The organism is Eggerthella sp. BIOML-A1 (assembly GCF_009875595.1).
In the GTDB taxonomy this organism is placed as follows: domain Bacteria; phylum Actinomycetota; class Coriobacteriia; order Coriobacteriales; family Eggerthellaceae; genus Eggerthella; species Eggerthella lenta.
This window is the reverse complement of record NZ_WWRZ01000003.1, coordinates 268,227-292,011: the sequence shown is the minus strand read 5'-3', so window position 1 is coordinate 292,011 and position 23,785 is coordinate 268,227. Positions and strand designations below refer to the sequence as shown.

Annotated in this window: 23 protein-coding genes; 18 read left to right on the top strand and 5 right to left on the bottom strand. The window is 62.0% G+C overall.

Going from position 1 to position 23,785, the window contains the following annotated elements; genetic code table 11:
• The first annotated feature begins 87 nt into the window (after positions 1-87).
• From GT590_RS04770 to GT590_RS04755, 4 genes are all read left to right on the top strand, one after another.
• A complete protein-coding gene (locus GT590_RS04770; RefSeq protein WP_139911989.1) occupies positions 88-1,590 on the top strand; it encodes a Fic family protein in 1,503 nt (500 codons plus the stop codon).
• A gap of 65 nt (positions 1,591-1,655) precedes the next feature.
• Positions 1,656-3,314, top strand: coding sequence for a molybdopterin-dependent oxidoreductase (locus tag GT590_RS04765; RefSeq protein ID WP_157003570.1), 1,659 nt, complete (start codon positions 1,656-1,658; stop codon positions 3,312-3,314).
• Positions 3,315-3,325: 11 nt separating this feature from the next.
• Positions 3,326-4,138, top strand: a complete 813-nt coding sequence (locus GT590_RS04760) for a molybdopterin-dependent oxidoreductase (protein WP_157003571.1) — start codon at positions 3,326-3,328, stop codon at positions 4,136-4,138.
• Between the two features lie 9 nt (positions 4,139-4,147).
• Positions 4,148-4,426, top strand: coding sequence for a molybdopterin-binding protein (locus GT590_RS04755; protein ID WP_157003572.1), 279 nt, complete (start codon positions 4,148-4,150; stop codon positions 4,424-4,426).
• Positions 4,427-4,494: 68 nt separating this feature from the next.
• Here GT590_RS04755 and GT590_RS04750 read toward each other — a convergent pair whose 3' ends face one another.
• Positions 4,495-4,917 carry a flavodoxin gene (locus GT590_RS04750; RefSeq protein ID WP_157003573.1) on the bottom strand — a complete coding sequence of 141 codons (423 nt, stop codon included), beginning with the start codon at positions 4,915-4,917 and terminating at the stop codon, positions 4,495-4,497.
• A 119-nt stretch (positions 4,918-5,036) separates the two neighbouring features.
• Complete coding sequence (locus GT590_RS04745) at positions 5,037-5,741, bottom strand: DUF3793 family protein (protein ID WP_021410055.1); 705 nt, start codon at positions 5,739-5,741, stop codon at positions 5,037-5,039.
• Between the two features lie 316 nt (positions 5,742-6,057).
• On the opposite strand from GT590_RS04745, the gene GT590_RS04740 reads away from it, so the two are divergent.
• Positions 6,058-6,480 (top strand): 6-carboxytetrahydropterin synthase, encoded by a 423-nt coding sequence (locus GT590_RS04740; RefSeq protein ID WP_114533972.1) that lies wholly within the window; start codon positions 6,058-6,060, stop codon positions 6,478-6,480.
• Positions 6,481-6,598: 118 nt separating this feature from the next.
• Positions 6,599-7,882 (top strand): GGDEF domain-containing protein, encoded by a 1,284-nt coding sequence (locus tag GT590_RS04735; RefSeq protein WP_157003574.1) that lies wholly within the window; start codon positions 6,599-6,601, stop codon positions 7,880-7,882.
• A 10-nt stretch (positions 7,883-7,892) separates the two neighbouring features.
• On the opposite strand, the gene GT590_RS04730 is transcribed toward GT590_RS04735, so the two are convergent.
• Positions 7,893-9,329, bottom strand: coding sequence for a response regulator transcription factor (locus tag GT590_RS04730; RefSeq protein WP_057385089.1), 1,437 nt, complete (start codon positions 9,327-9,329; stop codon positions 7,893-7,895).
• A 247-nt stretch (positions 9,330-9,576) separates the two neighbouring features.
• Between GT590_RS04730 and GT590_RS04725 the strand changes: the two genes are divergently transcribed.
• Positions 9,577-11,244: an FAD-dependent oxidoreductase gene (locus tag GT590_RS04725; protein WP_161170932.1), complete on the top strand. Its 1,668-nt coding sequence runs from the start codon at positions 9,577-9,579 to the stop codon at positions 11,242-11,244.
• 705 nt (positions 11,245-11,949) lie between these two features.
• Here GT590_RS04725 and GT590_RS04720 read toward each other — a convergent pair.
• Positions 11,950-12,288: a type II toxin-antitoxin system RelE/ParE family toxin gene (locus GT590_RS04720; RefSeq protein WP_161170931.1), complete on the bottom strand. Its 339-nt coding sequence runs from the start codon at positions 12,286-12,288 to the stop codon at positions 11,950-11,952.
• Positions 12,278-12,538 carry a hypothetical protein gene (locus GT590_RS14480; RefSeq protein ID WP_021410103.1) on the bottom strand — a complete coding sequence of 87 codons (261 nt, stop codon included), beginning with the start codon at positions 12,536-12,538 and terminating at the stop codon, positions 12,278-12,280. The genes GT590_RS04720 and GT590_RS14480 overlap by 11 nt, the downstream gene beginning before the upstream one ends.
• A 228-nt stretch (positions 12,539-12,766) precedes the next feature.
• Here GT590_RS14480 and rplM point away from each other — a divergent pair, with 228 nt between their 5' ends.
• The 11 genes from rplM to GT590_RS04660 all read left to right on the top strand — a co-directional run bounded on the left by rplM (position 12,767) and on the right by GT590_RS04660 (position 23,626).
• The gene (gene rplM / locus GT590_RS04710; protein ID WP_009305940.1) at positions 12,767-13,201 is read left to right on the top strand and encodes a 50S ribosomal protein L13; all 435 of its coding nucleotides are present in this window, start codon (positions 12,767-12,769) and stop codon (positions 13,199-13,201) included.
• A 3-nt stretch (positions 13,202-13,204) separates the two neighbouring features.
• Positions 13,205-13,597 carry a 30S ribosomal protein S9 gene (rpsI, locus tag GT590_RS04705; protein WP_009305941.1) on the top strand — a complete coding sequence of 131 codons (393 nt, stop codon included), beginning with the start codon at positions 13,205-13,207 and terminating at the stop codon, positions 13,595-13,597.
• A gap of 277 nt (positions 13,598-13,874) precedes the next feature.
• Positions 13,875-14,357: a protease inhibitor I42 family protein gene (locus GT590_RS04700; RefSeq protein WP_009305942.1), complete on the top strand. Its 483-nt coding sequence runs from the start codon at positions 13,875-13,877 to the stop codon at positions 14,355-14,357.
• A gap of 200 nt (positions 14,358-14,557) precedes the next feature.
• Entirely contained in the window at positions 14,558-15,427 is an 870-nt protein-coding gene (locus GT590_RS04695; protein WP_233789653.1) for a PASTA domain-containing protein, read from the top strand.
• 39 nt (positions 15,428-15,466) lie between these two features.
• Positions 15,467-17,410 carry a sensor histidine kinase gene (locus GT590_RS04690; RefSeq protein ID WP_057385092.1) on the top strand — a complete coding sequence of 648 codons (1,944 nt, stop codon included), beginning with the start codon at positions 15,467-15,469 and terminating at the stop codon, positions 17,408-17,410.
• The gene (locus GT590_RS04685; RefSeq protein WP_009608138.1) at positions 17,407-18,201 is read left to right on the top strand and encodes a response regulator; all 795 of its coding nucleotides are present in this window, start codon (positions 17,407-17,409) and stop codon (positions 18,199-18,201) included. Before GT590_RS04690 ends, GT590_RS04685 begins: the two co-directional genes overlap by 4 nt.
• Before the next feature lie 93 nt (positions 18,202-18,294).
• Positions 18,295-18,831: a GNAT family N-acetyltransferase gene (locus GT590_RS04680; protein ID WP_009608154.1), complete on the top strand. Its 537-nt coding sequence runs from the start codon at positions 18,295-18,297 to the stop codon at positions 18,829-18,831.
• A 395-nt stretch (positions 18,832-19,226) separates the two neighbouring features.
• Positions 19,227-19,733, top strand: a complete 507-nt coding sequence (locus GT590_RS04675) for a helix-turn-helix domain-containing protein (protein ID WP_009305947.1) — start codon at positions 19,227-19,229, stop codon at positions 19,731-19,733.
• Positions 19,734-19,970: 237 nt separating this feature from the next.
• Positions 19,971-20,672 carry an EthD domain-containing protein gene (locus tag GT590_RS04670; protein ID WP_009305948.1) on the top strand — a complete coding sequence of 234 codons (702 nt, stop codon included), beginning with the start codon at positions 19,971-19,973 and terminating at the stop codon, positions 20,670-20,672.
• A 202-nt stretch (positions 20,673-20,874) separates the two neighbouring features.
• The gene (locus tag GT590_RS04665) at positions 20,875-22,176 is read left to right on the top strand and encodes an MFS transporter (RefSeq protein ID WP_009305949.1); all 1,302 of its coding nucleotides are present in this window, start codon (positions 20,875-20,877) and stop codon (positions 22,174-22,176) included.
• A gap of 67 nt (positions 22,177-22,243) precedes the next feature.
• The gene (locus GT590_RS04660) at positions 22,244-23,626 is read left to right on the top strand and encodes a C4-dicarboxylate ABC transporter (protein WP_009305950.1); all 1,383 of its coding nucleotides are present in this window, start codon (positions 22,244-22,246) and stop codon (positions 23,624-23,626) included.
• Positions 23,627-23,785: the final 159 nt, after the last annotated feature.

The window sequence follows — 23,785 nt, the reverse complement described above, 5'->3', positions numbered from 1 at the left end:
GGTAAATAGTTTCTAGTCGCGTCTCGATGCCTTGAAGTGCATGCGCCGCATCTGCGAACATGCACGTGAGGGCCGGGAGGGGTGCTCATGATGAAGAAGCTCATAATGGACGATTTCTCGCTGTTGGGCAACGCTTTGGCGCTGGCTGCGAAGAAGGCGCCGACGCTCGAGTCGTTGGCGGCCGAGCTCAACGTGCGTCAGGAGGACCTGTCGCTGTGTTGGTTCGCGCTCAACAACCTGCGCCGATGCCAAGGTCGCGTGCTGCCCGTCCCCTTCGAGGCGGTTGCGGAGGGGCCGGCCGACGTTCGATCCGTTTCGGGCAACTGGTACGCCCCCACTTGGCGTTTGAGCAAGCTGCTTGAAGAGTTCCAAGTTAACGAGGGATTGGCCGTGCATTACGGGTGCATTTTGAGCCATCCCGAGGGTGGTCACTTCGAGTTGAACCTTGCGGCCGACGAAGTGGTGCGCGCGGTTCGTCTGGAGAACGCCGAGCTCGACGCGGTGAGGCTCAGGCGCGTGTGCGTGCAGGCGCGCGAGCCCGCCAACGGCATCGAGCTGCTGGTATCGAATGCCGGCAAGATACTGATAAGCATCGAGGACTACCGGGAGGGGCCGTTCACCGTAGCGTTCATCGAGCGTCTGCACGAACGGCTCGTCGAAGGCATCTCCATCAAGGAGGTGCGCGAGATCGAGGGCTGCGGCGAGAGCGCGGCGGATGAGCTGCGCGCGAAGGCGCTGGAGTCGTTCTGCGCTCACGTGTGCGCGCCCGACGGTGGCCATACTTTAGTGGATGCTTTGATAGCGCTTTGCTATTTCAAAGCGTTCCACCTGTTCTCTGCCGGGAACGGTGTTCTCGCCTATTTGCTGTACTTCATCGTGTTGCATCGTGCCGGCTATCATTTCTCGGCGCATGTTCCCGTCGTCAAGCTGTTGTTCCCGCTTGATGACGACGATCGCGTCTGCGATTCGCCCTTTGTGCCCGAAGAGCTGGTGGTGCCGTGCGATGGCTTCTGCGATTGGACGCTCTTCTTCGAGCGGGCGGTGCAGATGCTCGTCGAGGGGCAGCGATGGGTCATGACCAAGCTGGACGGCATGGCGCGCCGTCGAGAACGTTTTCGCATCATCATCGATTCCGACGAGAGCATGAACTTCCGCCAGAAGGAAGTGCTGCTGGAGGCCGTGTTGCACAGTAATGCGGAATTCACCTACGGCATCCATGCGCAGCGTTACGACGTGTCGTATCCGTGTGCGCGCAGCGATTTCGCCCGTCTGCTCGATCAGGGTTTCCTTCGTCAGCACGATGACGGGATCCGTCATTTCTTCGTGGCCTCGGACGAGTTCGAGGATGTGTTCGCAACCTATGTGAGGGAGCGCTGCGCCGAAGCCCTTCACCGATACTACCGTGAGGACGGGGCGCTGCGCGACGAATGCAAAAGCCCGGACGACATTGCTGCTGAGTATAACCGGGGCGTGGGATTCTATGAAAAGTCCCTGCTGGACAAGACCTATATCGAGCATTACGACTTCCGGCGCACGCCTATCGCCGACTGTGACGGTCCGCGGAGGCGTCGCCGCTCGAACGACGAGTGACGGAGGGCGAAGGGGAAGGAGGATTTCGGAAGGGCACGGCCGATTCCATTGTCAAAGGAGGGTCAATGAAACGCATCATGAGCGGGCAATCGTGCTCGCACGGTCCAAGCAAGACGAAAGTGCTGGTTGCGCTGCTGGCGATTGCGCTAGTGGCTTCGTTCGCAGCATGGGGCTGCAGCCCGAAGGCCGCGAACGACGACGCGAAAGCGCCTGAGAAAAAGGCGGAAAGCGCCGCAAGCGAGAAGGCCGGCGACGGCGTGGACGAGTTGGCGGCGTACAGCGGGTTCCCCACGGAAGGCCGCTTCATCGACAACGTGGCCGCGCTCCCCGGCTTCTACAAGAACACCGAGAAGAACGAGGCCAACGCGAAGGCGAAGGCGCCGCGTCGCTATACCGACCGCAACGGCAACCTCGTGCAACCGGTCCCTGCCGATGAACTGGGATGGAACAATACGTACCTCGATGCCGACAAACGCGGGTGCACATCGTGCCACACGTTGGAGAACGCGCTGATGAGCCTGCCTACGTACCATCGCCTGATCTTCTTCGGGTATCCCACCGAGCAGGGCTATCAGAACTGCATCGCGTGCCACTCCGACTCGTATTCGGGGCATAAGCTGGCCGATGCCATTCACACGCTGCATATGAACAGCACGATGTTCCTGAACGACGACGACGGCAACTGCCAGTCGTGCCACTACATCAACCCCGACACCGGCGTGTTCGATCGCTGGGACGAGGTCAAGTACGACCTGTACAAGGGCATCACCGACGTGAAGGCCGACGAGCTGAAGGCGTCGGTCTCCTACGATCAGACCACGGTCACGCCGGCTGAAAACCGCATCTTCAAGACCGTGAAAGACGAGCCCAGCCAGTGGTTGACCGACGATTCCAAGCAGGATAAGTCCATCTACGAGAACTGGGTCGTCTCTATCGACGGCGATTGCGAGAACCCTGTCGAGATGACGCTTCCCGAGATGGAGCAGAAGTTCGGCACCGTGAAGCAAGTTATGAAAATGGATTGCACCATCAACGGCGTAGGCCAGGCCACCATCATGCAGAGCGAGGTCGAGGGCATTCCGCTGAAGGCCATCATCGACTACGCCAAGCCCAAGGCGGGCGCCAACGTGGTGAGTCCCATCGGCAGCGACGGCTACGATTACGCGCAGATGGGCATCGATTGGCTGCTTGAGAACGATGCCCTCATCGTGACGAAGATGGACGGCGAGCTGCTGCCCAACTCGCAGGGCTACCCCTGCATGATCTGGGTGTACAAGACGTCCGGCGGCAACTTCACCAAGCGCATCTCCAACCTCATGTTCATGACCCTGCCCGAGGACGAGATCGATTCGCAGCTGTACGTGGGCCAGTTCACCGACGACCGCACGGGCGAGATCTACTCCAAACCCAACAGCGGCGTGCTGAACTATCCTACCGGCATCGTGCTGTCGGGCGATGCGGCGAAGACCGTGCACCTCGAGGGCTTCGCGGATGCTTGGGACGAGCCCATTAAGAAGATGGAGTTCTCCTTCGACCATGGCGAGACGTGGACCACGATGGACACGCCTGACAACAACGCCGATTTCTGGACCTACTGGCGGATGGACTTCACGCCGCCTGCGCCCGGTGCGTATCTGCTCGACATCCGCACCACCAGCGTCACGCCCGAAGGCGCCGACCGCGTGTGCCAGTACAACACCCAATTCATGTTCACGGTAGAGTAGGGGGTGCGATAATGAAAACAACGACGCAACGCGGTCGTGCCACGATTTCTGCCCTCGCAGGGTTCACCATGGTCGCCTCCATGGCGGGCGCTCCGGCGGTGGCGTTGGCCGGAGAGCCTGCCGTCGACGGGTCTTTGGCCGCCGACGGCACCGAAGCCGCAACGAACAGCACTGCAGTGAAAAGCCCGCAGGTCATGCAGGCTCAGGTGGAGGGCGAGTTCTCGTTCGATCAGACCGCCATCACCTCCAACGAGGTGATCAAGAACTTCTTCCAACGCGTGTCGCAGGCCATCTGCGGCGCTACCGTGCCGCTTGTCGCCGACAACCCGCTGGGCTGGCAGCTGAGCGTGTCGGGCGACGTGGAGTCGGCGTTCACCGCATCGGTCGGCGACCTTGCCAACGAGGAATCAACCAGCAAGGTCATGACCTGCACGTGCGGCGGCAATCCTGCCGGCGGGCGCGCCATCGTAACCGCCGGCGTGACGGGCATCCCGGTAGAGCATTTGCTGGCGAAGGCGGGCGCGGAACCGGGCGCGAACGCGGTGACGTTCGTGTCGGCCGACGGCACGCGACAGACGTTTCCTCTAGGCTACGTGGTCGGTCGCCATGCGGTGCTGAGCTACGAGATCAACGACGAGGACCTGTCCGCCTCGGTAGGGGGCAGCAACCAGCTGTGGATGACGAAGACGCCGGCGAACTACTTCGTGCGCGACGTCGTGGAGATCGTGGTGTCCACCGAAGAGGTCGTTCCTGAGGCTCCGGGCGTGGCCGACGAGCATCCTAACAGCCCTAACGCGGGCGTGCTTGCAGGAACGCAGGGTTAGGGGAAGACGATGATCGCTCCGATGCAGGTGTCCGTGGGAAAGCGGGTGACGTTCAGCGGCTATGCCGAGGACTACGGAAGGCAGATCGTGTCGGTCCAGTTCTCGCTGGACGACGGCGAGCACTGGACCACCTATGACGTATCGGATTCCACCGACGAGCTCTGGGTGCACTGGACGTTCTCGTACACGCCTGAACGACCCGGGCTCTATCGGCTGCTCGTCCGTTCGGTGAACGACGAGGGCGCTGTCAGCCCGCTCGCGGACGTGGCGGAGTTCATGGCCGCGTGAATCGTGATCGCGGTATCGAAAACCGCCCGGTGCGCAGATTCGACGCGCTCCGGGCGGTTGTGCGCCTGTTAACCGGCCAACAGGCCTCCGATGCGCAAGCACTCGGCGCTGGCCTCATCGTCGGGATAGTCGTAGGCGATCACGGAGTCGGCCACATCGACGCCGGCCTCTTCGGCTCGCTTCTCCCACAGCTCCATCCACTCTCCGTCGTTCCACTCGTACGAGCCGAACAGCACCGCCTTGCGGCCGGTCAAATGGGGTTCTACCTCGTTGTACATCGGGAGGAACTCCATATCTTCCAGCTCCTCGTTGCCCATGGCGGGGCAGCCAAAGGCAAGGGCGTCATAGTTCTCCACGCGCGCGGCGGCGAAGTCCGTAGCGTGGACGAGATCGGCTGTGCCTCCCGCCGCGCGCACGCCCTGCGCGATGAGGTCGGCCATGGCCTCGGTATTGCCGGTGCCGCTCCAGTAAACGATTGCAACGTTGCTCATAGGTTCTCCTTCGTGTCGACGTATGCCGCATGCGCTCTCTGTCGAGCGGGGTGAGCGGCGAAGCCGCGCCGCGCACCCCGCTCGACAGAGTTTCACTCCGCCTGTCGCCTGAGCGCGTGCTAGCCGGTCGCGCGGAACGCCTCGGCGGCGGGGAAGTCCTCGTCCACCGACGCGAGGCATTCGATAGAGACGCCCTCGTCGAACAGTTGCTGGTACATGGTGGTGCAATTCTTGTAGCAGCAAAAGCAGGTTTGCGCGTCGCGCTCCTTCGCGTATACCTTCCAGCATCCACTGCATAGGAAGTTCCTTCCCTCGTTGTCGATAAAGCCGACGACGTCCTCGTAGGGATAGCCCAGGAAGAAACCGATTTCATGCGGGAACGAGCAACGCCCCGTCAACTGGCTTTGCAGATCGGTGCCGCAGATGCGCTTGTGCAGCTTCTCGATGCATGCCGACAGGGAGGTGGGGTCGTAACCTTCGGCGACCAGGAAAGCGGCCACCTTCTCTTGTTGGATGGCGCGCGTGAGCAGCCGCGGGCGGTACACGTATACGAGAGCCCCGCTGGTGCGACGGGCCAGCACCTCGATGCGCACGCCGTGCGGCGCCAGCTTGGCGCGGCAGGAGCGCAGCGCGACGGACAGCTGATCATCGCGCAAGGCGGCCGCAGTCGGGCTCTGCGCGAACCGGTCCGTCGCGGGGGAGAGGGTGCTGCGGCAGGTGAACAGGTTCGCGGGCTTGAGCGCAGCGAGCGTGGGGGTGCAATGGTGCACCAGCTTGCGCTCGAATGCCTCGCAGGGCGATAGCGTTTGTTCGGTCTCTTCCATGCGGCCTCCCTTAAGTTGCGCTTCCGCATGCTCGTGCGGGGTCTATAAGTTAGCTTCGGATAACATATATCCGAGCAGTGCGCTTCCGTCAAGCGCAGATTCGAAAAAGCGCTAGATGCTCAACGTGTCGATCCGCAACGTGGCGAAACGAATCCAGCGCGCGACGACACGGCGCGGTTCCCCGGAAGCATGCTCCGTCCCCTCCCTCTTCTTGGATGTTTCACGTGAAACATTTGTGCTATGCGCACAGGTGGGATGCGATCACGCGAGTGTGCTATCATGGCGGCGAACACAGCGGCCATGCAAAGGAGCCATCATGTACGGACTGAAAACCGAGGCCAGCTTCGACTCGGCCCACTTCCTGACCGATTACTACGGCAAGTGCGAGAACCTGCACGGCCACCGGTGGCGTATGGTGGTGTACCTCGAAACGGCAGACCTCCAAGCCGACGGCACGATGAAGGACATGGTGGTTGATTTCGGCGTGTTCAAGCGCGCGGTGCGCGATCTGGCCGAAGAGCTGGACCACACCTTCCTCGTGGAGGAGGGATCGCTGGCTGACGCCACGCTGGCCGCACTTGAAACCGAGGGTTTCGATCTGACCGTTCTGCCGTTCCGGACCACGGCCGAGAATTTGGCGCGCTACGCTTGCGAACGACTCGTGAAGCAGGGCCTTCCGGTGTCCCAGGTGGACATGTACGAAACCCCTAACAACTGCGCAATCTACCGCGTCGGGTAATTGCCGGCCGCGATCCTTGCAGTCTGCAGTTCCCTTATCGCCCCTCATCCGTAGCGTAGCGCTTTCAGGTCAAGGTTGCTGTTGCTACCTTGACCTGGGGGGGGGGTATACTGCTTTTATGAGCGAACTGCTTTACGATACGATGAGCGACTCCGAAGTCCCTGCAGGGCTGGCCCGCGTGCGATACGAGGCGGGTTCGATCGAGCCGCTGTACGCCAACGACGAGTTCTTCAACCTGTTAGGCTACCGACGCCGGGGCGCCGACGAGCGCTATCCGTTCGACGTGCAGAAATCGCGTGGCTGGCGCGACTTCTGCGAGCAACTGCGTACGCATATCGAAGCGGGGATCGACAAATTCGAGATCGAGGTCAAGCAGGAGACGGCGACGGGCGCGTTGCTTTGGACGATGGCGCGGTGCCGGCACGATGCGCAGCGCGGAGTCGTCACGTGCCTCGTGCTGGACGTCGGCTCGTGGATGGACACCTCCGAGCGCCTGCGTATGAGCGAGGATGCGTTTCGCATCGCTGCTCGGATGAGCGGCAGGAACATTGCCACGTATGATCTTGCCGACCGCACGCTCATCATGCAGGGGGCGGTCGAGGGTTTCTTGCGGGCGCCTGTGCGCATGCCGGATGTGCCAGAAAGCATCATCGCCGCAAGCGTAGTGGCGCCCGAGCACGAGGATCTGCTCCTGGGTCTGTATAGAGAGATGCAGGCGGGGGAGCCGTGCGGGTCGGCCACGCTGCGCATGAAAGACTTCGATACGGGGCGTTTTCGCTGGTTTCAGATCGATTACTCGCTGGTGTTCGACGGCGAAGGCCGCCCGGTGTACGCTGTTGTCGCGTTCGGCGACACCACCGAACAGTTCGAGCGCGAACGGGAGCAGAAAGTGCGCGCCGAGCGAGATGCGCTTACGGGCGTGCTGAACCGCGCGACGTTCGAAGACGAATGCGCGCGGCTCATCGAGCGGGCCGAGGCCGGTCGCGGTCATGCGCTGATCATGGCCGACCTCGATCGCTTCAAGATGACGAACGACCGGTACGGCCACGTGGCCGGCGATCGCGTGATCGTCGAGTCGGTGGCTGGCATGACGGGTGCCGTTCGCGACGGCGACCTGGTGGGACGTGTGGGCGGCGACGAGTTCATGGTGTGTCTGCGGGGCATTTCGACGCGGTCGCTCGTGGAGACGATCGCGAAGCGCATGTGCGCGGCGGTGAGCAAGGCGGCCGGCGGCGAGGCGGATTACGGGCCGGTCTCCATCAGCCTGGGCATCGCTCTGTATCCGCAGGACGGTGCCACCTACGAGGAGCTGTACCGAAACGCCGACAGGGCTCTGTATCGCGCCAAACGCGCGGGCGGCGGCTCCTACGCGTTCTTCTGCGATCGAGCCGAGGCGTCCTAGCGTCCGGCCGTCACTCCCATCCCGGTTTCCCCACGCCGCCTTGTTCGATGGTGTCCAGCAGCCCCTGGCGGTCGAACACGCCCACCTTGCGGTAGATGCTGCTCACGTGGTGCTTCGCCGTGCCCTGCGCGATGGACAGCTCGTCGCAGATGTAGCGCACCGTGCGCCCGCGGGCCAGCAGTGCTAGGACCTCGGCCTCGCGGTTCGTCAGGCGGCACATCCGCGCGATGGCGGCGCACTTCTGCTCCAGGCTTGCATCGACGGCTTCTGCCGGAGAGGTGGCGTAGAGCTTCTGCACGTCGGTCTGCGTGAAGAACAGCATGCCTACCAGCACGAGCGCCAGCACGCCCACGAGGAACACCTCGGAGCGCAGCGCCTCCGACCACAGCTCCGCGTGCAGAAGCTGGTCGGCGGCGAACGAGCCGATGAGCGTGCCGGTGCGGGCGCAGAGGATGACCAGCCCGAACGACAGCGCCACGGGGATGCGTCCGCGGAACGCCACGTCGGTGGACACCAGCATCATGAACATGTCGAGGCAGTACACGCCCATGATGACCAGCCCCGCGCCCAAAAACCGGAACGGCGCGGGCAGCAGCAGAAGCAGGATGAGGCCTGCCACCATGGCGGGGATGACGGGTCGGTACAGCGAGATGGGCTCAGCGGCCGAGGGCGCCACCACCATCGACAGCGTGATGGCCGCCAGCGCGCAGCCCGCCAGCACCAGCGCCTTCGCCGTGAACGTCGCATCACCTTCGGCGAACGTGTTCACCATGCCCTGCGAAGCGCCGTACACGACGCTGATCACGAGGATGCAGGCGAAAATGCGCGCCACGGGAATGGTGCGCACGTCCAGCGGTAGCACCGAGGGCTCGCGGCGCGGCTCGCGCTTGCAGGCTACCAGCACTGCGGCCGACACGATGGGCAGCGCGGCGGTGAACGCCACGGCCACCGCCTCGGGCAGCGCGTAGGCGATGAAGAACAGCACGAACGCGAACGTGTACGACACGTACAGGTGCCGCCCCACACGCCCGGTGGCCAGGGCGCTCCACAGCTCGCCCCACATGATGAGCAGCAGCGCGTTGCCCAGCGACAGCGATACGGTGCCGGCGACGAAGGCGGCGAATCCGGGCATTCCCGAGCCGATCGTCAGCGCGACGGGCAGCGTCACGGTTCCTGCGGCGGTCAATCCTCCTGCGGCGATGAAGCTGGCCCGGTGCGCGAGGAAGGGGGAGAGCCGCCGCGCGAGCGCCACCGTCACGAGGTACCCGATGGTGGTCAGCACGAGCACCCACAGCGTGGTGTTGCCTGCGAACGGGTAGCGGTCGGTGGTGGGCAGCAGCACGTCGGTGCACATGCTGATCATCCACCATGCTTGCCAGAACCCAAGCCCCAGCAAACGCCAGCCGGAAAAACCCGCATGTGCGTCGTCCTGCCGTTTCGTACGCATCGCTCCCCGTTCCCTCCCTCGTTGCGTGGCTTCAAACCTAGCAAAACAGGTGGGGGAGCGCAAGCGGGAATATGCATATGAGCGGTGGGCTCTGCATCGTCCCAGGTCGCGGTATGGGCCGCAATGGCCCATGTTGGGGGCAGCGGCGAAAATGGGCCGCTTCGCCAGATACCCGCGGGCATCGGTTGATTCAGGATTGCAGGCAAGCGGGGCGAGGGACTCCGCGTATCGAAGGAAGGGGTTTTCCATGACCGATATCATGAAGAACGGGCTGTCTCGTCGAGCGTTTCTGGGCTTAGGCGCCACCGCGGCAGTCGCGGCCGGCGCGGCGGGCCTGGCCGGCTGCTCGCCTGCGGCCAGCTCGGGCGCCGACGCGAAGTCCGGCGGCGACGCGCCCGCGGCCGCGGGCGACGCGAAGTACTCCTGGGAGATCGCTCCCGAGCCTATCACCGACGTCAAGTCGACGGTGGACACCGACATCCTCGTCATCGGCGCGGGCCTGGCCGGTTGCGCGTGCGCTGCGGCGGCGGCCGAGAAGGGCGGCAAGGTGACCGTGGTCGAGAAGACGTCCAGCTGGAACGGCCGCGGCGGCGGATTCGGCGCCATCAACTCGCATTACATGGACGAGCTGGGCATCAAGGTGGACCGCGTGAACGCAAAGCAGCACTGGATCGCCCAGTGCGCCAGCCGCGCGAGCGAGGACCTCATCGTGAAGTTCTTCAACAACTCCGAAGAGGCGTCCAACTGGCTGCTGGCCAAGGCCGAGGCGCTGGGCGGATCGGCCATGGTGGGCGCGTTCTACAGCCATGACGACGTGTACGCGGAGCAGCCGGGCTACCACATGCTCATGATTCCCGAGGAGGCCGGCCTCACCTCGACGGGCTTCGCCGGCGCCGAGCTGTGCTACAACGATGCTGTGAAGGACGGCGCCGAGTTCGTGTTCGACTCCCCGGCCGTGCAGCTGGTGAAGGACGGCTCCAAGGTGACCGGTTGCATCTGCGAGAGCAAGGACGGTTACGTGCAGTACAACGCCAGCAAGGGTGTGGTGCTGTGCACGGGCGACATTGGCGGCGATCTGGATATGGTGAAGGCGTACGCTCCCATTTGCGCCGAGTACGGCCAGCCGCGCAGCCAGTACACGCCCTTCGGCGTGAACACGGGCGACGGCCACAAGATGGGCATGTGGGTCGGCGCGCAGCTGCAGGACCTGCCGCTGCCCACGATGATGCATCCGCAGGCGTTCTGCTGGTTCCACGGCCCGTTCCTGTTCGTGAACGACAACGGCGAGCGCTTCATGTGCGAGGACACCTGGGTGCAGGGCAAGTCGCTGGCCATCAACCGCCAGCCGAACGGCGAAGCGTGGTCCATCTTCGATGCCAACTGGAAGACCGACCTGGTGAACGGCCTGCCGTACGGCGGCGGCATGTTCTGGGATTCGTTCCGCCCCTATGGCAGCGACCTTGAACTGGCTCCCCAGTACTTCGAGACGCAGATCCCCGAGTACATCAAGCAGGGCAACGCCTACCAGGCCGATACCCTCGACGAGCTGGCGAAGCAGATCGGCTGCGACGCGGCCGTGCTCAAGGCCACGGTGGAACGCTACAACGGCATGTGCGAAGCGGGCGAGGACACCGACTACTACAAGAAGCCCGTGTTCCTGACCCCGGTGAAGGAAGGACCGTTCTACGCGCTCAAGGTCGGTCCCGCGCTGCTGGCCATCCCCGGCGGCCTGCGCACGAACAACGACTTCAAGTGCCTCGATGCCGAAGGCGCGCCCATCGAGGGCCTGTACGCGCTTGGCAACGTGCAGGGCGATATCTGCGCCGTCGACTATCCCATCAACGTGGCCGGCAACAGCCATGGCCGTTGCATCACCTACGGCTACCTGCTGGGTCACGAGCTGGCCGGCGCGTAAGATCCCCAGTGCCCCGCGGGAGCGCTCCCGCGGGGCGGGCGCATCATGCGCCCGCCAAGCGCTCTGCGGGGGCATCCCGGCGGCGCGACGGATCATGCATGCGCCCGAGCGCCCCATAGGATTGACCCGTGCGGCGTGCGATGCACCGTCTATGTCCCGTGGGAGCGCTCTCGCTGCAACCCTCCCCGAGCCCTGCGCCCCTCCCTCCCGGCGCAGGGCTTTTCCGCTTCCCGCTCGCTCCGCTCCCGCCGCGCACTTTGCCGCTTCCACGCCGGATGTTTCACGTGAAACATCCGTTCTAGCTCCCCGTTTGGCGCATGATTCCGGATCGAGTTCCATGCCTCCGCTAACGGTCGAGGCATCTGTTGGAAGCAGGAGTGCCGTCACGTTTCCACCTCCCGATGTGCGGCAAAACCGTCGTTTTGGCAGTCCTTCCCCGGATTTCGCCGTGACAGGGCACCGCCGCCACGGTTTCGGGCGGCAAAACCCCAGGTCGGGTTTTTCCGCGGCGGAAAACCGGGAGCTCCGGCTGCCAAAACGACGGTTTTGCCGCACATCGGGAGGTGGAAACGGCACGGCCGGAGCGACCGGGCGCGAAAGCGCCCTTGTGCAACGGCGCTCCATGGAGGAGGGAGACCCTTCGATGGGGGGGGGGGCGGGCGCTATGCGCCAAATAGAGGTTAGAGCATCCGTTCGAGTTGCTGCTCAGTTGCCGAAGTGGATGCGGGTGAAATCGGCTTTTGAGTGAACGATGCGCTCGACATGAACGATGCCCTCGACATGAACGATGCCCTCGGTCTCGTCGACCCAATAGAAAGCGGCGTATTTCCCGACGACGAGTTTCCAGCGCAACGCCTCGGTGAACACGTACGGTTTCTCGGGGTTGCGCGCAAGGAAGGTGCTGAGAGCGTGGTCAACGGACTCCATGAGCTTGTCGATGCGGTCTTGTGCGAGGTCTGGCGAAAACGTGAATTGGATCTCGTAGACGGACAAGAACGAGAGGTCCTCGATAGCTTCTTCTGCGAATTCGATTTCATAGTTCATGGTCGGCCAGCTTCTCCGCAACCCTGCGGCGCACTTCCACTTTCGCTTCCTCCAAGTTGTACGTCTTCGGATGCTGTTTGTTGTACTCGACGGCTTCGTCGATGAGCAGGCCGACGTAGCGGTCGTAGTCGGGCGTTGCACGCGAAGCGCGCGTGCGCCACGAGGCGGAACTTTCGAACTCTTTATGCAGATCGCGCGCAACGTTGCGGTTTTTCGTTGACTTCGCGACCTCTGGCTGTTTACAATGCAAAGGTTCGCTTTCGAAAGCCCCGTGCATGCAGCGAGAAGCGGAAGCGCGAACGAGGGAGTCCAGACCCGAGGTTGCGCGTCGGCGTAGGAACCCGGCATCCGATCGACCTGCACTTTTGAAACCGATCATTCGCCGCATCGCGGTCGGCCCGGCATCGTTCGAGCCGCCAACAGGCGACGGAGACCCGCCCCGCACGGCGGGGTAGGACAAGATTTTTGGAGGAAGATAGTGAAGACGTATTACGCGAAGCCCAACGAAGTTGAGCGCGAATGGGTCTTGATCGACGCTGAGAACCAGGTTCTCGGTCGCGTCGCTGCCAAGGCCGCTCAGATTCTCAAGGGCAAGCACAAGCCGCAGTACACGCCGCATGTCGACACCGGCGACTTCGTGGTCATCATCAACGCGGACAAGATCCGCGTGACGGGCACGAAGGCTCAGACGAAGAGCTACTACCGCCACAGCGGTTTCCCGGGCGGCCTGAAGTCCGAGACCTTCGAAGAGGCCATGGCCAAGCATCCCGAGCGCGTCATCGAGCACGCCGTGAAGGGCATGTTGCCGAAGAACACGCTCGGCCGCGCCATGGGCAAGAAGCTCAAGGTGTACACCGGCGCGGAGCATCCGCACATGGCTCAGCAGCCTCGCGAGATCAAGATGGAGGGTTAAACAATGGCAGGTGAAGCTTTGTACTACGGCACCGGCCGTCGTAAGAACGCCGTCGCTCGCGTGCGTCTCGTTCCCGGCACCGGCAAGGTCACGATCAACGGCCGTGAGGCGCTGGCGTACTTCGGTCGCGAAGCGCTCGTGAACTACGCTCTGACGCCGTTCAAGGTCACGGACACGACGGATCACTTCGACGTCATCGCCACGCTCAACGGCGGCGGCATCTCGGGTCAGGCCGGCGCGCTGCGCCACGGCATCTCCCGCGCGCTGCTGTCTGCTGGCGACTACCGCGCCGAGCTCAAGAAGGCCGGCTACCTCACGCGCGACTCCCGTATGGTGGAGCGCAAGAAGTACGGCCTCAAGAAGGCACGCAAGCGCCCGCAGTTCTCGAAGCGCTAGGAACAGCCGCTCGCATTCGCGAACAGCACGTTTTCTGCAAAGCCCGTCTCTTCGGAGGCGGGCTTTTTCTATGGATCCGCAGCCGCAACGGGCGTGGCGGGAAGCGTGCGGCACCGTCTTGGCAGAATCCTTCTCTCGCGGGTTGATCCGCGGGTTCCAAAGCGTCTCCCGCTTTTCAACCAGGATGCAAATTATGGTGTTGACCTGGTGTGCTTGCATTGAAATGGAGATGATATGCTGGTGGAATACCGTTTCCCGACAAGAAGGAGGGGGATCGATGAAGCATCTGATCCGCTTTGCAAGCATCGCTCTGGCCTGCGGTTTGCTGGTATGCTTGGCCGGGTGCAGCTGCTCTTCGACGCAGCAGGAAGCGCAGAAGCCGGTTCCCGCGGAAACCGACGAGGGAACCACGATCGACCTCGATGGCGGCTGGGTCATGTACGCGGAATCCAACCTGCTGGTCGTGCTGGACGAGAACGCGACCACGGGGTATTCCTGGACGTCGGCGATCGAGGGTTCGACGCTGGCGCTGTACACCGAGAAATCCATCAGCGCCGAAGAGGCGTATCCGACCGAGGACGCGAACCGCGTAGGCGCGGAAGGCAGCCATCTGTTCTCCTTCAAGGGGATGGCCGCCGGTGACGGCACCATCGCGCTTTCGTACGAGCGCTCTTGGGAGCAGACCGACGATGACAAGAAGATCGTTCTCCAGGTGAAGACGGGCCAGAACGGTGCGATCGAGTCGGTGAGCGTTGGCTAGCCGACGGAGGGGAGCTTACATGAGCGGATTCAGCATGCACGGCGAGAAGGAAAGCGCGAGCGCATTCGCGCTGAAGCGCGCGCCGGATCGCGGCGATCTGCATTGCCGCGCTGATGGCCTTCGGCGCGTTGGGCCTGGTCGGGTGCAGTTGCAGCAACACCTCGACCAAAACCGACGACGACAACGCGAAAAAGGAGCAGGTGAACGACAAGAAAAACGCCACCAAAACGGTGCCGAACGTAGTGGGCATGACGAAGGACGACGCCGAGCGCGTCATCAAGGACGCCGGGTTCGCCGTGGGAACGGAGACGGAGGAGGCGAGCGAAACGGTGGTCGCCGGCGCCGTCATCAGCCAGAGCGTGAAGGCAAAGTCGGAGGCGAAGGCGGGAAGCTCCATCGGTATCACGGTTTCGAAGGGATCGGACAAGCCCGCGAAGCGCGTGTCGGTGCCCAGCTTGATCGGCATGACGCAAACGCAGGCGGAGGACGTGCTGGCCTCGCTGAAGCTGGTGTCGAAGGCCGAAGACCCGGTGTACTCGGAGGACGCGAAGCCCGGAACGATATTCAAGCAGTCGGTGGCCGCGGGCACGGAGGTCGAAGAGGGTTCGACCGTCAGCTTCACCGCGGCGTTGGGCAAGGACTTCGCCATCGTGCCCCGCGTGATCGGATTGGATAGGGACGGCGCATTCGATGCCTTGAAGAAGGCGTCGTTCAATGTGGACATCATCGAGGCGTACAGTGGAAACGTCGCCGCCGGCAAGGTCATGTACCAGAATCCCAGCGAAGGCGTTCAGTGCGTCAGCGGCACGAAGGTGACCATTACCCTCTCGAAGGGAGCCGCTCCCGCGCCTACCGAGCAGGTGGCCGTGCCGAATGTGGTAACTCTGACACTGGAACAGGCGCAAGGCGTGTTGGAAAGCGCAGGGCTGGCATGCAAGTTCGCCGGGGAGGAAGAGGGCATGGTCGTCGAGCAGAGCATTGCGGCAGGCACCAAGGTCGATCGCGGGTCGACGGTGACCGTCAAGCTCGAGATTCTTCCCACCGGTTCGGCGGAAGGGCAGGCTGCTTGACGTCGTGCTCGTATAAGAGCGCGACGCGGGGACGGGCGAATGGCTGAACAGGATAACGAACAGGCAGGTGAAGCCCTGCTGCAAAACGCTCGGCGAACGCTTCGCGAGCAGCCGCGCCGAGCGATCGCAGGTTTGTGCGTCGTTTTGCTGCTCGGTTTGTTGACGGCAGCTTTGGCGAGCTCTTTGCAGCGGGTGTCGGCAGACGATGTATGCGCCGACGCCGTTGCAGGGGCGGTGAAGCCGATGGCGCTGAGCGGGTCGTACGCCGTAGACGGCGGCGAGGAGCGGCCTTACGCGGCTCGTCAAGCTCTTGATGCGAAGGGCATCGGCGTGGAAGCGGTGACGGTGCGCGGAACGCTCGAAAACGACGTCGCCGCAGGCGAGCTCGTCAACATGCGCCTGAGCAGCACGGCGTGCACGGTGCGCGTCAACGGCGAGACGGTGTTCTCGTTCGACGGTATCGGCGATTCGGAGCCTGCGGGCGAGCCTTTGCTCGGCTGGATCGGGTTCCGTTCGCCAGGCATCTCGACACGTGACGAAGTGGAGATCGCGCTTTCCAGCGCGGCATCCTACAGCGTGCTGGGCGATTACGTCATCGTTTTGGACAGCCTGTGCACGGGTGAGCCCGATGCTCTGTTCGTCGCCTCGGTCGCCAGCCATCTGCCCATGTTCGTTTCGGGAATCCTGGTGCTGATCGCGGGGCTGATCCTGCTGCTCATTGCCAGCGTCGGTTATCTTATCGGCGTTCCAAAGGAAACGGGCGGCCTGCGATTCGCCTTCTACGTGCTCATCGGTGGCGTTTGGATATTCTTCTGTTTCGATTACATCACGTTGCTCATCCCGTTCCCTGCGTTCACCACCACGGTGAGCTTGCTGGCGCAAGACGTGCTGGCGCTGCTGCAGCTGTCGTTCATCGCTTCGCGCGCCACGGGATACCCGCGCAGGTTGGCCACGCTGCTGCTGGCGGCGTTGTCCCTGATGCTGGGAGTGTGCATCGTTTTGAGGCTCGCGGGGGTGGCGTCGCTGTACGAGGCGAACGTCGTCATCATCCCGCTGTTCGTCATAGGCGTCTTCTTCGCCGCGCTGGCGCTTGCCGTCGAGGCGCGCGAGAGCCGCGACCGGATGGCGGTCGATGCGACCCTGGTCGTGATCCCGTGCACGATCGGATCGGTCGTGGAGGGGCTGTCGTTCCTGTTCGGCGGGGTGACCACGGGCCTGTGGCTGTGCGCCGGCATCCTGTGCGCCGTGGTGGTGCGCTTCGTTGCGCTGTTCTCCTACGCGCGCAGCCAGATCGTTCAGGCGGAACGCGCGCATCGCATGGAGGCCGAGCTTTTGCAATCGCGCATCGCTGTGATGCTATCGCAGATCCAGCCGCATTTTCTGTTCAACGCGCTGAACACCATCGAGTACCTGTGCGAGGAGGATCCGCCGGTCGCGGCGCGCGCCACCAACGATTTCGCGCGTTATCTGCGGGGCAACATGGATTCGCTCATGGGGTCGCAGATGGTGTCTTTCCGAAACGAGCTCGAGCACCTGGCCCACTACGTGGCCATCGAGCAGCTGAGGTACCCTTCCATCAAGGTGGAGTACGACGTGCGCGCGGACGATTTTCTCGTGCCGTCGTTAAGCGTGCAGCCGCTGGTGGAGAACGCCATCAAGCACGGCGCTTCCCGGCGGGCTGGCGAGGGCGTCGTGAAGGTTTCGTCGTGGCGCGAGGGGCGGTCGTTCGTCGTGCGCGTGACCGACAACGGCCCCGGATTCGACGAGCGCTCGATCGCGCGGTTCAAGGAGGGCGTCGACGTCGGCATACCCGACAATCGGCCGCCGGGCGAAGCGCCCGCGCGCAACCATGTCGGACTGGCGAACGTCGCGGCCCGCGTCGCCGCGACCTGCGGCGGCACGATGCGCGTGGAGAACGAAGCGGGCGGAGGCGCCAGCGTGACGATGACGGTTCCATGCGAGGAAGAGGGAGGTTCGCGATGATCAAGCCCATCGTGGTGGACGACGAGCGGATCGCTTTGGAGAGTTTGGCGAAGAAACTGGCGCGCATCGACGGCGTTGAAGCGCCGGAGTTGTTCGAGACGGCTGCGGAAGCGTGCGCGTTCCTCGAGGGCGCTGCCGCGGACATCGCCTTCCTGGATATCAGCTTGCGAGATTCCGACGGGTTGGAGCTTGCCGAGCGCGTGCGCGAACTGTGCCCCGGATGCGCCGTCGTGTTCGTCACGGGGTATGCCGATTACGCCGTCGACGCGTTCAGGATCCATGCGGACGGGTACGTCCTCAAGCCAGTTTCCGTCGAGGACTTGGAGCGCGAGATCGCCCATGCGAGAGAACGCCGAGCGCCTGCCGAACGAGCGCTTGTGCGCGTGCAGACGTTCGGGGGATTCGAGGTGTACGCAGGCGACGTGCCGGTGCATTTCAAGCGCAGCAAGAGCAAGGAGCTGTTCGCCTTCCTCGTCGACCGGCGCGGTGCGGGAGCGTCGAACGTGCAGATAGCGCGCGCGTTGTGGGATAACGTGTACTACGACGTCTCGCATCAGAAGATGCTGCAGACCATCATTGCGGACATGATGAAGGCGCTGCGGGAAGTGGGCGCGGAGCAGACGGTCGTGCGCCGTCGCAACCATCTTTCGGTGCGGTCTTCGATGATCGAGTGCGACTACTACCGGCTGCTCGAAGGCGATTCCGCCTTGAAGGGCGTGCCTTTGGGACCGTATCTTCCGGATTACGCATGGGCGTCGAAAACCGCTGCGGCGCTGGAGCGTGCGCGCTGAATTCGGCAGGATGCGGGCGACGGTCGACGGATCACGGGGGATCCTCTGGTATCGTATGTGCAGAAGAACAACCGCGATTGGGGAGGACGTCCGATGCTGAAGGTGCGGCGAGCGCGAGCCGACGAGTTCGACCAGGTGCTGGACTTCTACACGAACATGATCGACGGGATGCGCGGCACGGAATTCGACGTGTGCTGGGAGCACGACGTGCATCCGTCGTCGGCGTTTTTGCGCGCATCGGTGGATGCGGGAGAGGTGTACGTGGGGTTGGTTGAGGACGGCGAGGGCGCGACCTGCATCGCGTCGGCCATGGTGCTGAACGGCGAAGGCGATGCCGGTTACGAAAGCGTTTCCTGGCATGTGGCGGCCGCGCCCGACGAGGTGCTGGTGGTGCACGTGTTGGGAACGCTGCCGGCCTACCACGGCCGCGGATTCGCGCGCGCTATGATGGAGGCGTGCATCGATGTCGCGCGGGCGGCTGGCAAGAGAGCCGTGCGTCTCGACACGTTCACTACCAACGTGCGCGCGCAGAGCCTCTACGAGTCGTGCGGTTTCGCGAATTGCGGCGTTTGCGAAGGCTTCTACGACCGCCTCGGCCGCTCCGCTGTCATGTACGAGTACGCGGTGTAGAAGATCGCGTTATGCGTCGGCGGCTTTCCCGATCGACCGTATTCAGGACCAGCTGCTCCCCGTCCTTGCGGGTGCAAGGTTACTTTCAAGTGCGTTCTTGCGCGGCTCGCGCTCGCTATAGATACTTACTTTATGGTAATGCCTTGATTTGCGTCCTAGTGGACATCTATAAGTCGCCTCGCGCCTTCTCGGGGATCTGAAGCGCTTGGCGAAAAGACGTCGGCGGTCGATGGGGAACTTTGAGAAAAGCCGGAGAGCGCGTTTTCGCTTAACCGGCATCTTGTCGGTTATAGTGCGGTTTTCTTGCCGACGGAATCGCTAGCTTGGCGATCCTCCGTCTTCTCTATAATCAACCACGTTGCCCGTTGAATCGTTAATCGAGGGAAGTAGGTCGTATGCTCGAGAAAATGGATGATTTAACTTCATGCTCCCTTTCCTATGTCGCTTCGATACTGGGAGGTAAATGGAAGCCCTTTATCGTGTGGTATCTGAGCATGGCTCCCGGCAAAAGGGCGCGCTACAGCGAATTGAGAAAGCGCATCCCTTACGATATCTCCCACAAAATGTTCAGTCAGCATTTAAGCGAGCTGGAGCAAGTGGGGATCATCGAGCGTATCGTCGTGGAGGTCAAGCCGCTTCGGGTCGATTATCTTCTCACGGCGAAGGGCGTAAGCTTCGCGAACGTCTTGTATTTCATCCGGGATTGGGGGGCGGCGTACGGGGGATTCTCCGCAGAGACGCTGCAACGCACGAAAGGCACGATGGGTGATGGCGTGCTGATGTACGGCAGTGCCGCGAGCGACGCCGAACAAGGTAGCGGCGAGCGTATCATTTGGCAATTCGACCCCTCTACGTTCGACGTGCGCGGTAGCGCGGGCGAAGAAGATACGGACGAAGCGTAATCTTCGCCTGTCGAAACAAGGGAAAGCCTTCAATAATTTTCGCATTATGCCGACCGCCTTGCTGTTCTTGTCCTCGTTCTCTTCGATTGTCCGTTTGCCTCACTTTCAAGTAAGAAGCGCACTTATAAGTGCATTATTGCGCTGACAACCCTGCGTCAACAGAATACGAGGTAGGAACCGCATCTCGAAGTGACTTGCGGTGCAAGGACGGGGTACGTTTCAGAAAGGATGATCGGCATGATTTCGAGAATCAACTTGCTCAAACGGAAAGAGGGGCTGTCTGCTGAGGAGTTCTCTGCGTATCTGACGCAGGCTCACGCAGGGCTTCTGGCCACGATGCCCTACCTCAAGGGATGCGAGACGAACGTGGTGGTGGACAACGAGCAGCGTTCGCCGTTTGATCGCGGCTCGACGGAAATCGACGGTTACACGGAGATGTTCTTCGACAGCTACGGCGACATGGTGCGTGGCATGGCTGCGCTCGAGGAATCGCTTGCAGCCGATTACGCCCAGTTCGCGGCTCCCGACATCCCGGCGCTCGTGGCGGTGAAGAAGGTCGATACACCGGTTCCCGCCTTTCTCGACGGCGTCAAGCTGATCAAGCGCATGTCCTTTCTCGGGCGAAAGGACGGTGTGAGTGCGGCGGTGTTTCAGGATGAATGGTGGCAGATGCATTCTGCGCTGGTCAAGACCATGACGGGCTATGCAGGCTACAATCAGAACCTCGTCATCGACCGCATCGTGGACGGGGAGTCCGTGCCGTTCGAAGAGCTTCCGATCGAGGGCGTCGTGGAGTTCTGGTTCGAGAACATGAAGGCGTTCGACGAGTGCTACGGAACTCCTGCGTTCAAGCGCACGGGTGCGCACGGAGCTGAGTTCATCGACAACATCACGACATACCTGGTTGAGGCGAAGCCTATCGCAATGGAGCAGGCCTAGTCGAGCTTTATGGCGGCGTGCCCGATGAGGGCCGCCGCCATGCCGGATATTTCGAAAGGTACAAGGGGAACCTCCGGAGCGAGCGTTGTCCGCGTTCGCTCAACCCGACGTTCTTGCAGATGCGCCGCATCGTGGCAAGGGCGCCATCAGACCCATTGCGAGCGACGCGGTCGTCTCGGGCTTTTTCGGGAGAGGATGAAATATGGTGGCAACTGAAAAGAAAAAAACCTCGTTGGCCAGGGCGGTGTTCTCGGGGAGCCTTGGAAATATGCTGGAGTGGTTCGACTACGGGCTGTACGGGTATTTTGCAGCGATCATTTCCGCAGATTTCTTCGTTGCCGACGATCCTATCGTCGGCCTTCTGCTCAGCTTCCTGGTCTTTGGAACGGGCTTTCTCGTCCGACCTATCGGCGGCATCCTTATCGGCGCATACGCCGACAAGCACGGAAGAATCAAAGCATTGACGTTGACGATCTTATGCATGGGAGTATGCACCATGCTCATGGGATGCTTGCCTACGTACTCCCAGGTGGGTATTCTGGCGCCGATCCTGCTCACGGTGCTGCGCCTGCTGCAGGGCTTGGCGACGGGAGGCGAATTCGGCTCTTCGCTGACGTTCATCTCGGAATACGGGACGCCGAACAACCGGGCTTTCCTCTGCAGCTGGCAGCCGTTCAGCGTTGGCTGCGGTCTGCTTTTGGGCTCCGCTGCCGGTCTGCTCGTCACGACGCTCCTGCCCGAAGCCGCTCTGTACGATTGGGGGTGGCGCGTTCCGTTCCTTTTCGGCATCTTGATCGCTTTTTACGGCATGCATATGCGCAAGAACGTTCCCGATTCCCCTGAGTTCCTGAAGGCGAAGGCGGAAGTGAAAGAAGAGGACCATACGCCGGTCAAGGAGCTGTTCCTGCGCTACAAGAAGTCCATCATCACGGTCATCGGGCTGCTGGTCGGCTCGAGCGCGACCTACTATATTCTGATTACCTATATGCCGACGTATATCTCGCAGTTTATGGGAACCTCGTTCTCGAGCGCGTTCATCGTCAACACGTCAGTTATCGCGATCAACCTGCTGCTTTGCCCTGTCGTGGGCATGCTCATCGATAAGGTGGGAAGGCGGAGGTGCCTGATCGTCGGTTGCCTCGGGTTCCTTATCTTGTCCTATCCGGTGTTCTACATTTTGATTCAGCAGACCAACGCCGTCTTGATGATCGGTTTGCTGGGGATACTCATCGTATTCCAGACGATTTTGGCTGTCGCCATCGTGGTGGTTTCGGCTGAGGTGTTTCCCACCAAGCTTCGCAACAGTGGGATCGGTTTCTCTTACAACATCGCGGCCGCGGTCTTCGGCGGTTTGGCGCCCCTTGCTGCAACGGCGCTTATCGCTGCCACGGGCGATAATCTGTCCATCACCTACTTGATGATAGGATCCGTTCTCGTAACGCTGTTGACCTCGGTGTTCCTTTTGAAAGGGTATTACGTCAAGGGAAAGAGGGTATCCGATTAGCGAGAAGGGCGCGGGAGGCGACCCTCCCGTGCCCTTTTTAGTCGGGGCGGGTTAGGAAGAAGACGGCATGACCGACGTGAGAGGTCTCGTTCGCACGACGAGAAGCGCAGCCACCTTTTGTTTGGGCGTCAGCTTGATAGCAAACGTATTCTTTGCATCGTCGATGCTCGACGATTTGAACTTGATGTTGATGGTTGGCGTTATCGCGCTGAGCTTTGCAGCGTCGACCGGGTCGTCGAGAGTCATCGGGATTCTGCTTTTCGGTTCGAGCATAGCTTTGTTGCTGCATTCGCAAGCGCCGCTTGATGTGTGGAAGCAGGCGTTACGGGAAAACTCGTACCTCATCGCCATGTTCGTCCTGGTGCCGCTTTTGAGCATTCCTGTGCAGCATGGGGGATACGGCGAGTCGCTTCGCGAGGTGTTCGTCCGTTACGCAAACACCGACAGCCGTTATTACGCGCTGGTAAGCATCATGGCTGCGTTCGTCGGAGTGCTTATCAGCATCGCGGCGGTTCCGTTGACCTATGAGGTGTCCCGTGCGAGCGGCTGCAACTACGACGAAAAGCTTCTGGCTTCGGCTCTCAGCCGAGGGTTCATCACCTGCATGATATGGGCGCCGACGTCGGCAACGATTGCTTTGGTTGTCCAGCTGACGGGAGTCGATTGGGTGGCGTTCTTTCCTTTTGCTATCGCATGTGCGCTTATCGCCGGCGCCGTTGGTTTTCTGATGACGTTCGTAAGGGATGAGGCGGCGAAGGCCTCTTCGGATGAGGCGGAGGCGCCTGCGGGCAAGATTGATGCGGGGAAGGTCGTCGAGCTTAGCGCGTTCGCTTTCTTGCTCGTTGTTTCCGTAGCGGCGACGTCCCAGCTGGGCGGGCTTTCCGCCATTGTCGTCGTTGCCATGGCATCGCTGGTTTTCCCCGTTGCATGGATGGCTGCCATCGGGCGCCTTCCGACGTATGCGCGGGAATTCAGGGGGGACTACTTCAACAACAAGCTTCCCCAGTCGAAGAATCAGATCGTCTTGTTCGCCGGGGCTGGGTTCTTCGCGCAGAGCATCGGCTATTCCCATCTGGGTGATGCTCTGGTCGGATCTCTTTTGCATATGACGGGGCAAAGCGTGCTGTTGTTGACCGTTGCGATCATCGGTATCACGCTTGCGACGTCGGCGGTCGGTATCCACCCCATTGCGGTCGTTGCCGTGGTGGGAGGGACGATGGGCGCTTCTCAATGGGGCGTTTCGCCCATCTACCTCGCTCTTGTTTTGTCGATCAGCTGGGCGATGGGGAATGCGCTTTGCCCTGCGTCTGCGAATGTCGTGGCCGTTTCCGACATGGTCGGGCAATCGCCGATCAAGGTCAGCCTACGGTGGAACGGTCCGTACGTGCTGGTTGCGACCGCGGTGCTCGTGCTCGTGCTCACCATGGCGAGGATGGGTGGATTGCTGTAGCGGCGATTGCGATCGCCCCTTCATGGAAATGTATCGAAACCGCTGATCAAAGGCTTGATATTGGAGGCTTTGGCAGGGGGTTGCCGCTTACTTATAAGTGCCCTTATGACTTTAAAGTGCGTTATTGAGGCTGATTTCAAATGATCATAGTATGCGGTT

Bases quoted from the DNA above. Each gene is read 5' to 3' on its own strand.
- GT590_RS04770 (WP_139911989.1), top strand. From the start codon at position 88: ATGATGAAGAAGCTCATAATGGACGATTTCTCGCTGTTGGGCAACGCT.
- GT590_RS04765 (WP_157003570.1), top strand. From the start codon at position 1,656: ATGAAACGCATCATGAGCGGGCAATCGTGCTCGCACGGTCCAAGCAAG.
- GT590_RS04760 (WP_157003571.1), top strand. From the start codon at position 3,326: ATGAAAACAACGACGCAACGCGGTCGTGCCACGATTTCTGCCCTCGCA.
- GT590_RS04755 (WP_157003572.1), top strand. From the start codon at position 4,148: ATGATCGCTCCGATGCAGGTGTCCGTGGGAAAGCGGGTGACGTTCAGC.
- GT590_RS04750 (WP_157003573.1), bottom strand. From the start codon at position 4,917: ATGAGCAACGTTGCAATCGTTTACTGGAGCGGCACCGGCAATACCGAG.
- GT590_RS04745 (WP_021410055.1), bottom strand. From the start codon at position 5,741: ATGGAAGAGACCGAACAAACGCTATCGCCCTGCGAGGCATTCGAGCGC.
- GT590_RS04740 (WP_114533972.1), top strand. From the start codon at position 6,058: ATGTACGGACTGAAAACCGAGGCCAGCTTCGACTCGGCCCACTTCCTG.
- GT590_RS04735 (WP_157003574.1), top strand. From the start codon at position 6,599: ATGAGCGAACTGCTTTACGATACGATGAGCGACTCCGAAGTCCCTGCA.
- GT590_RS04730 (WP_057385089.1), bottom strand. From the start codon at position 9,329: ATGCGTACGAAACGGCAGGACGACGCACATGCGGGTTTTTCCGGCTGG.
- GT590_RS04725 (WP_161170932.1), top strand. From the start codon at position 9,577: ATGACCGATATCATGAAGAACGGGCTGTCTCGTCGAGCGTTTCTGGGC.
- GT590_RS04720 (WP_161170931.1), bottom strand. From the start codon at position 12,288: ATGAACTATGAAATCGAATTCGCAGAAGAAGCTATCGAGGACCTCTCG.
- rpsI (WP_009305941.1), top strand. From the start codon at position 13,205: ATGGCAGGTGAAGCTTTGTACTACGGCACCGGCCGTCGTAAGAACGCC.
- GT590_RS04700 (WP_009305942.1), top strand. From the start codon at position 13,875: ATGAAGCATCTGATCCGCTTTGCAAGCATCGCTCTGGCCTGCGGTTTG.
- GT590_RS04690 (WP_057385092.1), top strand. From the start codon at position 15,467: ATGGCTGAACAGGATAACGAACAGGCAGGTGAAGCCCTGCTGCAAAAC.
- GT590_RS04685 (WP_009608138.1), top strand. From the start codon at position 17,407: ATGATCAAGCCCATCGTGGTGGACGACGAGCGGATCGCTTTGGAGAGT.
- GT590_RS04680 (WP_009608154.1), top strand. From the start codon at position 18,295: ATGCTGAAGGTGCGGCGAGCGCGAGCCGACGAGTTCGACCAGGTGCTG.
- GT590_RS04675 (WP_009305947.1), top strand. From the start codon at position 19,227: ATGCTCGAGAAAATGGATGATTTAACTTCATGCTCCCTTTCCTATGTC.
- GT590_RS04670 (WP_009305948.1), top strand. From the start codon at position 19,971: ATGATTTCGAGAATCAACTTGCTCAAACGGAAAGAGGGGCTGTCTGCT.
- GT590_RS04665 (WP_009305949.1), top strand. From the start codon at position 20,875: ATGGTGGCAACTGAAAAGAAAAAAACCTCGTTGGCCAGGGCGGTGTTC.
- GT590_RS04660 (WP_009305950.1), top strand. From the start codon at position 22,244: ATGACCGACGTGAGAGGTCTCGTTCGCACGACGAGAAGCGCAGCCACC.